The organism is uncultured Maritalea sp. (assembly GCF_937139385.1).
In the GTDB taxonomy this organism is placed as follows: Bacteria; Pseudomonadota; Alphaproteobacteria; order Rhizobiales; family Devosiaceae; genus Maritalea; species Maritalea porphyrae_A.
On sequence record NZ_CAKZPW010000291.1, the window covers coordinates 1 to 9,914 of the forward strand.

Below are 9,914 nucleotides of genomic sequence, written 5' to 3' on the forward strand. Positions count from 1 at the left end.
GACAAGGACGACATTGAAACCTTGGGTATCTTGAAGGTCGATATTTTGGCGCTCGGCATGCTCACCTGCATCCGCAAAGCCTTTGATATGCTGCGTACCCATTACAATATCGACCATACTTTGGCTTCGATTGAGCATAATGATATGCCCGTTTACGACATGATTTGTCGCGCCGATACGCTTGGGGTTTTTCAAATCGAAAGCCGCGCGCAGATGAGTATGTTGCCGCGCCTCTTGCCACGCCGCTTTTACGACCTGGTGATCGAAGTCGCCATCGTGCGCCCCGGGCCCATCCAAGGGGATATGGTGCACCCCTATTTGCGTCGCCGCAAAGGCTTGGAAGCAGTGGAATATCCGTCCCCGGACCCAAAATCCGGCCCACCAGATGAGCTGGAGCAAATTTTAGGCAAAACTTTAGGCGTGCCTTTGTTTCAAGAACAAGCCATGCGCATCGCCATGGACGCCGCCAAATTTACCCCCAAAGAATTGGACGAATTGCGTCACGCCATGGCAACATTTCGGCGCTCGGGCACCATCCACACATTAGAAGAGCGCATGGTCAAACGCATGGTGGTGCGCGGTTATGATGAGGATTTTGCCCAACGTTGCTTTAATCAGATCAAGGGCTTTTCTGAATATGGTTTCCCCGAAAGTCACTCGGCCAGCTTTTCATTGCTGGTTTATGTGTCGTGCTGGCTTAAACATTATCACCCGGACGTTTTCGCCGCCGCTTTATTGAACTCACAGCCCATGGGGTTTTACGCGCCCGCGCAAATCATCCGCGATGCCGCCGAGCACAATATTCAAATCTTGCCCGTCGACATCAACCACTCCCAATGGGACTATACGCTAGAACCCGCACCTCAGACGGAATATACGCCTACGCCGCCAGACCCAAAAACTCTGCGCAATCCCCCGCCAGGACAGGCTATAGATAAAAAATCACTGTTGTGGGCAGCGCTTTACCCAAAGAAAAAATGGGCCTTGCGCATCGGATTACGCCAAGTGGATGGCTTGCACAAACGCTATGCCGAACAGTTGATTGCTGCCCGCAACCAGCGCAAATTCACCTCGGTGCAAGACCTGCATAAACGTGCCGACTTGCGCATTTTTGACGTGGAAAAACTGGCCGAAGCCGACGCCTTTCGCTCTATCGGACTGGACCGTCGCCAAGCCAAATGGGACGCCCGCGCCCTCACCCGCGCCAAACCCTTGCCCCTGTTCGATCAGGCCAGTCAGGCAGAGCAAGGCGAAGAGCAACAAGCCCAATTGCCAAAAATGCGCCTGTCTGAACATGTGATTGCAGATTACCAAGCCTTACGCTTTTCGCTTAAAGCCCACCCCATGTCGTTCTTGCGCGAAAGCCTTGCAAAACGCCGGATCACCACCGCAGATGAGATCAAAAAACTACCCAACAACCGCTGGGCCAGCACGGCGGGGATTATTTTGGTGCGCCAACGCCCCGGCACGGCCAACGGGGTGGTGTTCATCACGCTTGAGGATGAAACCGGGGTCACCAACTTAATCGTGTGGAGCAAGGTACTCGAGCAATATCGAAAAGTGGTGATGACTGCCAAATTTGTTGAAGTGCACGGCCAAGTGCAAACCGAGGATAATGTGATGCACTTGGTGGTGCGCAAACTGGTGGACCGCACCCATTGGCTCGAAAACCTATCCGACCAACACATGCGCAACGTGCATACCCCTGCCGACGAAGTGGTTTCCAATGTGGATTATGACGCCCGCATCAAACCCGACACCTCGCCCCGCCATCCGCGCAACGTGCGAGTGATCCCGAAGTCGAGGGATTTTCATTAGCGCAAACACCAGCACGTCAAAACCCTAATGGTGAGCTTGTCGAACCACGAGGGCACGGCATTCCATCCTTCGACAGGCTCAGGATGAGGGCAGAGATTGGCGCTAGCCCTTGGGCACCAATGGCTGGGGTGCCGGGGTCGGGAGCAACGCGACCAACGGCGGCGCGAATATGTTAAACACTATTCCCCGCAACCCAACCAGAAGACCAAGCCCACTGGAAATTATAACCCCCAAGCCATCCGGTCATATCCACCACTTCACCAACGAAATAAAGTCCGGGCACTTTTTTAGCTTCCATGGTTTTATTGTCCAACTCATCTGTTGAAACACCCCCGAGCGTCACCTCAGCGGTGCGATATCCTTCAGACCCTGTTGGCTTAATCCGCCACGCGTTGATCTGATCAGCCACAAGTGTGAGTTTCTTGTCACCCAAATCCGCCAAACGCCCCTGCACGCCAGATTGAGCGAGCACAAACGCCACAAGCTTTTTGGGCAACCATTGCGCCAAACACGTTTGGATTTCCTGTTTGCCATTTTCCTGCCGCGCTTGCTTTAAAGAGGAAAACACATCCATCTCCGGCAACATGGCAATTTCAATCTCATCGCCTTCGCGCCAAAAGGACGAGATCTGCAAGATCGATGGGCCGCTCAACCCGCGATGCGTAAACAACATGGCTTCAGAAAACTTGGTCTTTTTGCCATGTTTCACCACCGCATCATCCACCGAAATGCCCGATAGTTCCTTCATGGTTTCAAGCATGGACTGATCAAACGTCAGCGGCACCAAAGCGGGACGCGTTTCAACAAGGTCTAAGCCAAAATGCTTCGCCACTTCATAGCCAAAACCCGTCGCCCCCATCTTAGGGATCGACTTACCACCCGTTGCAATTACCACCTGATCCGCGCGCATATGCTCACCATCAATGGTGAGGTGAAATTGATTATCCATTTTGGCGATATGGCTCACCTCGGCCCGCATCCGTAAACGTCCGCCAGCGGCGCGCATGTCATCCAAAAGCATATCGATGATTTGCTGTGAACTCTCATCGCAAAACAATTGGCCAAGAGTTTTCTCGTGAAACGCGATGCCCTGCTTTTTAACCCGCGAAATAAAATCATGTTGGCTGTAGCGTTTAAGCGGCGAAATCGCAAAGCGCGGATTTTCGCTCAAGAACTGCTTAAAGCTGGTGTGCACATTGGTGAAATTGCAGCGCCCGCCGCCCGAAATCCGAATTTTTTCGCACGGCTTCTTCGCATGGTCCACCACCAAAACGTCGCGCCCGCGCTTGCCCGCTTCAATGGCGCACATTAACCCAGCAGCACCGCCACCAATTACAACTACATCATGCTTTTTCATGGGTTTTCCCTTTTGGTCGCATTGGTCATGCGATGGGTTCAACTAAATGTCAATTCGCATCCATTTCAAAACACTTGCCCAATTTCCCTTCCCCATGCTAAAAACTGCGCCACCATTGAAATATCTCAATGGTGAAACCTTCTCAGGGCGGGGCGAAACTCCCCACCGGCGGTAACTTGGTTGAACAATCAAGAAGCCCGCGAGCGCCTCATCTCTATCAAAAGAAATGAGGGTCCAGCAGATCTGGTGTAACTCCAGAGCCGACGGTCATAGTCCGGATGAGAGAGAAGGGGTTGAAAGATGTTGACGCCACCCTTGCGCCTTTGCGTGCAATTTGGGGTGCACAACGTTAGATACTCCCAATCGCGCCCTGATTCATTTGTTCGAGAGGAACGAAAATGGATCAGACCGTAAGAGCTTCAAGCACAGGTCTAACTTTAAAAAGTCCAGCGATCATCGCCGGGCTATATATGGTTGGTGCAGGCATTGCCTTCGCCGCTGTTAATTCACTCACCCAATTGGCCACAATGGTTGAAGGCACATCTTCAACCTCTGCAGCGTTCTGGCAATATGCCATTGCAGCCGTTTTAAGCGTGCCATTTGTCCTCAAAGCGGGACTATCCGGCCTTAAAACCAACCACCTTGTCTTACATGTTTTGCGCGTGATTGCCGCAACGATTGGCGTGCAATTATGGGTCTATGGCCTGTCGCTGGGCGTACCGATTTGGCAAGCCATTGCTCTAATCATGACCTCCACATTCTTCGTCACCATTGGTGCAGCCCTGTTGCTGAACGAAAAAGTGGGGCCAGCCCGTTGGCTCGCAACATTAGTTGGTTTTGCCGGCGGCATGATCATCTTGCAACCATGGTCAGATGCGTTTGAGCTTAAAACCTTGCTGCCCATCGGCGCGGCCTTCTTTTGGGCGGTCACCAGCCTATTCACCAAAGAACTCACCAAAACCGAAAACCCACAGTCCATCACACTCTATTTGTTGTTGTTGCTCACCCCGATCAACCTCGCCCTGGCTCTGGGTACTGAAACGGGCATCGCCATCTCAACAGGCTCCGCCATCCAATGGATCGTGATCGCGGGTATTTTAGTGGCATTGGCCCAATGGTTCATCACCAAAGCTTACGCAACGGCAGACGCAGCCTATGTGCAGCCCTTTGATCACCTCAAATTGCCGTTCAATGTGCTTGCGGGTTTTTATGTGTTTGGTTGGGTGCCGGGCGGCAACCTGTGGCTTGGTGCAGCGCTGATCATCGCCGCATCTTTGTTCATCGCATATAGAGAAAGCCAATTGCAGAACAACTAGTTTTTCGTAAAAAAAAGTCGGGCGCTATCTTTTGCGCCCGACAAATCACATACCGCCCGTGACCGGCATAATTGCGCCATTGGTGTAACTGGACTTATCAAGCGCCAACCAAACTGTAGCCTCTGCAATTTCTTCAGGCCGTGCAACCCGACCAAGCGGGTTGATGCTCGCCACCATCGCCGGTCGTCCCGGGTTACCAGTACGCTCGTGAATGTCGGTATCTGCCGTGCCCGAATGAACGGCATTGACGCGGATGCCTTCCGGGCCAACTTCCTTTGCCAAACCAATTGTCAAGCTGTCGAGCGCACCTTTTGAAGCGGCATAGTGAATATACTCGTTCGGGCTGCCAAACTTTGCGGCCATCGACGAAATATTGACAATGGAGCCGCCGTTTCCACCGCGCGATTTTGCCATCCGTTTGATCGCTTCTTGGCAGCAATAAACAGCGCCATAAAGGTTCACAGCAAAAACCCGTTCGAGCACATCAGGTTTTAAGTCGACCAAATCACTAGCCTCACCAACAATACCTGCATTATTGATCAAGATATTGGCGGCACCAAGTTGCTGATCGCAATATTGAAAGAGACTTTGAACATCCCCAGCACTTGCAACATCTGCTTTAAAAGCTAAGGCGCGAACACCTAAAGCTTTGCACGTCTCAACAACCGCCCCAGCACTTTGCACGTCGCTCTGATAGGACAAGCAAACATCAACGCCAGATTTGGCCAACAACTTGGCAATCGCGGCACCAATGCCGCGGCTACCGCCCGTTACAATTGCAATTTTTTTCATACCCAAAACGCTAGGCGGTTCGGACCTAGCTGGCAATATCCAAAATCACCTTATTGGCTTTGCCTGCCGCCACGGCTTCAAAGCCCTTGGCAAAATCTTCAAATGGCAAATGATGGGAAATGACCGGGGTCACATCCATACCACTTTCAAGCATCGCCAGCATTTTGTGCCAGGTTTCAAACATCTTGCGGCCGTAAATGCCTTCAAATGTCAGGCCCTTAAAAATCGCCGTGTTCAGATCCATCTCCACCTTGCCGGGAAACAGACCCAACAGCGCCACTTTGCCGCCAGTGATCATGGCCTCCACCATGGCAGACAAGGCTGGGGTCGCGCCAGACATTTCCAAGCCAATATCAAACCCTTCACGCATGCCCAATTCGGCCATTACGTCCTTAAGGTTTTCTTTGTCGGCCCGCACCCCACGTGTCGCACCCATCTTTTTTGCCAAAGCCAAACGCTTGTCGTTAAGGTCCGTCACAACGATATGGCGCGCGCCCACATGCCGGCACACAGCAACCGCCATACACCCGATAGGGCCAGCTCCGGTGATCAATACATCTTCGCCCGACACATCGAACGCTAGCGCTGTATTTACCGCATTACCCAGCGGGTCCAAAATCGACGCCACATCATCGCTAATGCTCTCAGGCAAAATACGCACATTAGCTTCAGGGATGGAGATGTACTCCGCAAACGCCCCAGGCGTATTCACCCCGATGCCTTTAGTGTTGGCACAGATATGGGCGCGGCCAGATTGGCAATTGCGGCAATGGCCGCAAGGTATATGCCCTTCGCCTGAAACCCGTTGACCAACTTTAACTTCGCTCACTTCAGCGCCGATTTCTTCAACGATGCCCACATATTCGTGCCCGGTAACCATGGGCACCGGCACCGTTTTTTGCGCCCAAGCGTCCCAATGCCAAATATGCATATCGGTGCCGCAGATCGAGGCCTTTTTGACGCGGATCAAAACGTCATGCACACCGATTGTGGGTTTTGCGACATCTTGCAGTTCAAGACCCGGCGCATCGTGCGCCTTCACCAGCGCCCTCACGATATCACGCCCAAGTCTTTGCCCACTTTGGCAAATGCTGTAATGGCGCGATCCAGATCATCTTTGGTATGCGCTGCAGACATTTGCGTGCGGATGCGCGCCTGCCCTTTGGGGACCACCGGAAATGAAAAGGCCGTTACATAAATGCCCTGCGCCAACATGGCTTTTGCAAACTTTTGCGCCAAAACTGCATCGCCCAACATTACTGGAACAATCGCATGTTCACCCGGCACCAAATCAAAGCCCAATTTGCCCATTTCATTGCGGAAATATTTGGCGTTGATCATCAACGTCGGGCGCAGTTTTGGGCTGGTTTCAACAATGTCCAACGCTTCTAGCGTTGCTGCCACAATCATAGGAGGCAAGGCATTTGAAAACAAATAGGGCCGCGCTTTTTGGCGCAGCATGCTGACCAATGGTTTGGGCCCCGCAATATAGCCGCCCGCTGCGCCGCCAAGCGCTTTACCGAAGGTGCCCGAATATAGCTGCACCCGATCCTGCACCCCATGATGATGCGGTGTGCCCTGGCCCTTTGGCCCCATAAAGCCAACCGCATGGCTATCGTCCACCATCACCAGTGCGTCATACTTTTCGGCCAAATCGCAAATACCAGGCAGATCGGCGATAATCCCATCCATCGAAAACACCCCATCGGTGACAATCAACCGATGCCGCGCACTTTGCGCTTCGATTAGTTTTTGTTCCAAATCTGCCATATCATTGTTGGCATAGCGGAACCGCTGCGCTTTGCACAAACGCACACCATCAATAATTGAGGCATGGTTCAAGGCATCTGATATAATTGCGTCTTCCGCGCCCAAGAGGCTTTCAAATATCCCCGCATTCGCATCAAAACATGATGCAAAAAGAATGGTATCTTGTGTCCCCAAAAAGGCAGAAAGCCGCGCCTCAAGCTGATGGTGCAGCGCTTGCGTGCCGCAAATAAACCGCACCGACGCCATGCCAAGTCCATGTTGCTCAATCGCATTAATCGCCGCCTTGCCCAAGCGCTCATTATTGGCGAGCCCCAAATAGTTGTTGGCGCACATATTCAACAGCTGAAGGTCATCACCACCTTCAGGGTTTTTTACGGCAATATTTGCAGCTTGTGGCGAGGTGATTTCATATTCATTTTTGAACAAACCGTCCGTGCGCAGCACGTTAAGGGCGTCGGTTGTATCGCTGATCAATTGGTGAGACATGGCTTTTCTCTTTATACTGGAATTTTTCCACTATATAGGAAATTGCCCCATAATCAACACATCACCCACATTATTGGGGCAGCGCAACCACCAAAAATGCCTGCGCCTTGCCCTCGCCAACATTGTGGATCGCATGAGGCTGGTCGGCTCTATACCGCAGGGTGTCCCCCGCTTTTGCTTGCGCACGCAAATCCCCCGCTTCAACTTCTATTGTCCCCGAAATACAAGTGATATGCTCCATTGTACCCGCTGCATGGGGTTCTGAGATCAAACTGCCACCAACTTCCGCGCTAAAGTCATACCATTCTATGGGCATGGCGGTGCGTGGTGGATTAAGCAATTTTACCAAGCACTTACTATCCGCACTGCCTTTAGACGGCGTGGAATAGGCAGGGATATGGGTAATCATATGATCAGAAACTGCCCGCTCACCCAAGAGTGACAAGTCCAACCCCAACGCTTGGGTTAGGTTCCACACCAACGTAAAGGTTGGGTTCACCGCCCCCCGTTCAATTTGGCTGAGCATCGATTTTGAAACGCCACAGCGCTCGGCCAGCATTTCCAATGTCAAATGGTGGTCCTTGCGCGCTTTGCGCACAATCGCCCCCAGATGTGGCGGTGGAATCAACTTATCTTGCATAATAAAGCTTCTTTATCCATCATACTGGAATTTTTATCAGATACTGGTGAAACCGACAAGCATATGCAAGTTCGACAATAATGGCATTGACTGAACTCGCTTCACAAACACGAAAATCACAAACCTTATTGAGATTTTGTTTTATGAGTGTCGCCAAACTGGATTTTTATGGTAAAGTTGGGTGAACTTGGGGATATTGCGTGACCACCAGAAAAGACATCCATAACTCGGAAATTCCGGTGCTTTGTCAATCTTGCGAAGCGCGCCATCGTGGCATTTGCGGCGCCTTAGATTCTGAGCAATTGATTGAGTTGGCGCGGCACACCCGTCAGGTCAAACAGCAAAGTGGTACCGAGTTGGTTGCCGACTCCGAAGAGGTAAACTCCTACGCCAATGTAATGCAAGGCGTGGTCAAACTCACCAAAATGCTTTCTGATGGTCGCCAACAGGTCATCGGGTTGCAGTTCGCGCCCGACTTTTTGGGCCGACCGTTCGCCCCCGAAAGCAAAATGAGCGCTGAAGCTGCCTCAGATGTTTCCTTGTGCAAAATTCCGCGCAAAGCCCTAGAATCCATGATGAAACAAAACCCAGAGCTTGAACATCGTTTGTTGATGCAAACGTTAAAAGAGCTGGATGAGGCACGCGACTGGATGGTCACCTTAGGCCGCAAAACTGCAGCTGAAAAAGTTGCCAGCTTCTTGTATTTGATCGCCACAAACATCAACCCAAGTCTTGATCCAGACGAGATGACATCTGCCAAATTTGATTTGCCGCTGACCCGTGTTGATATCGCCGATTTTTTGGGCTTAACCGTTGAAACAGTTTCGCGTCAGCTCACTAAGTTGCGCAAAGACGATGTGATCCAAATCGAACATAATCGCACCTTCATTGTCCCAAGCATGGAACGTTTGGAGTTGCGTTGCGGCTAAATGCCTAAGCGCCATCTTCAGCAATATCCTCGGCCCAAAGCTCAGGCTTTTCACGAATAAACCGCGCCATTAAATCGGTGCAATCAGGGTCATCGGCCACGATCACCTCAACACCTCGTTGGCGCAGAAAATCTTCATTGCCGCCAAAATTGGCATTTTCCCCCACAACAACCCGCTCAATACCAAACTGCACGATGGTGCCCGAACACATCATGCACGGTGAAAGCGACGTATAAAGTGTCATACCCTTATAGGACTTCTGCCGCCCCGCTTTGCGCAAGCAGTCCATTTCCCCATGCGCGATAGGGTCGCCCCCCTGAACCCGCTGGTTGCGCCCCTGGGCGATCAACTCGCTCCCGCGCGCCAAGACCGAACCGATCGGGCAGCCCCCTTCATCAAAGCCTGCTTTGGCTTCTTCATACGCCAAGCGCAAAAAAAGTCTATCATCTGCGTTCAAGCCAGAGTGCTGCATGTTGCCTCCTGTATAACGATAGGGGCAAGTTTACGCGACGCGCTTGCGTTTGACCATCAAAGTCCATCAAACTTTGCAATCAAATCCGCAACTGCTGCTTCTCGTACCAGCAGAGTTTTCTGCCTTGCCTGATGGCCACGAATTATGATGACTTAGAGGTGCCCGGAAAGGAATGCGAAAATTGTTTATGAAAGGCTTGTTCCGTTGACATCATTTCACCCACAGGAACGGATACGAGTAATTTCCGAGCTTTGTCTATTGTTTGACGGTCTGATAGTTTTGAGGAGGACGCTTCTAATTTATGGAGTAGTCTCCAAGCTCTGTTTAGGGGCCT

The 9,914-nt window shown here is 51.7% G+C and carries 8 protein-coding genes, 1 pseudogene and 1 riboswitch; of the genes and pseudogenes, 3 read left to right on the forward strand and 6 right to left on the reverse strand.

All coding sequences use genetic code 11. The annotated features are described in order from the left end of the window. A pseudogene (locus Q0231_RS12085) lies at positions 1-1,632 on the forward strand (OB-fold nucleic acid binding domain-containing protein); the annotation flags it as partial. A 358-nt stretch (positions 1,633-1,990) separates the two neighbouring features. On the opposite strand, the gene Q0231_RS12090 reads toward Q0231_RS12085, so the two are convergent. Beyond that, the gene (locus Q0231_RS12090) at positions 1,991-3,175 is read right to left on the reverse strand and encodes an NAD(P)/FAD-dependent oxidoreductase (RefSeq protein WP_269393512.1); all 1,185 of its coding nucleotides are present in this window, start codon (positions 3,173-3,175) and stop codon (positions 1,991-1,993) included. 134 nt (positions 3,176-3,309) lie between these two features. After that, positions 3,310-3,469: riboswitch (FMN riboswitch) on the forward strand. Positions 3,470-3,573: 104 nt separating this feature from the next. On the opposite strand from Q0231_RS12090, the gene Q0231_RS12095 reads away from it, so the two are divergent. Then, on the forward strand, positions 3,574-4,491 hold the full coding sequence (locus Q0231_RS12095; RefSeq protein ID WP_269393511.1) for a DMT family transporter: 918 nt from the start codon (positions 3,574-3,576) through the stop codon (positions 4,489-4,491). Between the two features lie 45 nt (positions 4,492-4,536). Here the strand turns inward: Q0231_RS12095 and Q0231_RS12100 are convergent, their stop codons facing one another. From Q0231_RS12100 to Q0231_RS12115, 4 genes are all read right to left on the reverse strand, one after another. Next, positions 4,537-5,283 (reverse strand): SDR family oxidoreductase, encoded by a 747-nt coding sequence (locus Q0231_RS12100; RefSeq protein ID WP_299347845.1) that lies wholly within the window; start codon positions 5,281-5,283, stop codon positions 4,537-4,539. Positions 5,284-5,308: 25 nt separating this feature from the next. Further along, complete coding sequence (tdh, locus tag Q0231_RS12105) at positions 5,309-6,337, reverse strand: L-threonine 3-dehydrogenase (protein ID WP_367274493.1); 1,029 nt, start codon at positions 6,335-6,337, stop codon at positions 5,309-5,311. Continuing rightward, positions 6,334-7,539: a glycine C-acetyltransferase gene (locus Q0231_RS12110; RefSeq protein WP_299347846.1), complete on the reverse strand. Its 1,206-nt coding sequence runs from the start codon at positions 7,537-7,539 to the stop codon at positions 6,334-6,336. The genes tdh and Q0231_RS12110 overlap by 4 nt, the downstream gene beginning before the upstream one ends. Before the next feature lie 70 nt (positions 7,540-7,609). Further along, complete coding sequence (locus Q0231_RS12115) at positions 7,610-8,179, reverse strand: XRE family transcriptional regulator (RefSeq protein WP_299347847.1); 570 nt, start codon at positions 8,177-8,179, stop codon at positions 7,610-7,612. 200 nt (positions 8,180-8,379) lie between these two features. On the opposite strand from Q0231_RS12115, the gene Q0231_RS12120 reads away from it, so the two are divergent. Continuing rightward, positions 8,380-9,108: a Crp/Fnr family transcriptional regulator gene (locus tag Q0231_RS12120; protein ID WP_299347848.1), complete on the forward strand. Its 729-nt coding sequence runs from the start codon at positions 8,380-8,382 to the stop codon at positions 9,106-9,108. A 4-nt stretch (positions 9,109-9,112) separates the two neighbouring features. On the opposite strand, the gene Q0231_RS12125 is transcribed toward Q0231_RS12120, so the two are convergent. Beyond that, on the reverse strand, positions 9,113-9,580 hold the full coding sequence (locus Q0231_RS12125) for a nucleoside deaminase (RefSeq protein ID WP_299347849.1): 468 nt from the start codon (positions 9,578-9,580) through the stop codon (positions 9,113-9,115). Positions 9,581-9,914: the final 334 nt, after the last annotated feature.

Excerpts from the sequence above, each read along its gene's own strand:
- Q0231_RS12095 (WP_269393511.1), top strand. The coding sequence starts at position 3,574 with ATGGATCAGACCGTAAGAGCTTCAAGCACAGGTCTAACTTTAAAAAGT.
- Q0231_RS12125 (WP_299347849.1), bottom strand. The coding sequence starts at position 9,580 with ATGCAGCACTCTGGCTTGAACGCAGATGATAGACTTTTTTTGCGCTTG.
- Q0231_RS12115 (WP_299347847.1), bottom strand. The coding sequence starts at position 8,179 with ATGCAAGATAAGTTGATTCCACCGCCACATCTGGGGGCGATTGTGCGC.
- Q0231_RS12100 (WP_299347845.1), bottom strand. The coding sequence starts at position 5,283 with ATGAAAAAAATTGCAATTGTAACGGGCGGTAGCCGCGGCATTGGTGCC.
- Q0231_RS12090 (WP_269393512.1), bottom strand. The coding sequence starts at position 3,175 with ATGAAAAAGCATGATGTAGTTGTAATTGGTGGCGGTGCTGCTGGGTTA.
- Q0231_RS12110 (WP_299347846.1), bottom strand. The coding sequence starts at position 7,539 with ATGTCTCACCAATTGATCAGCGATACAACCGACGCCCTTAACGTGCTG.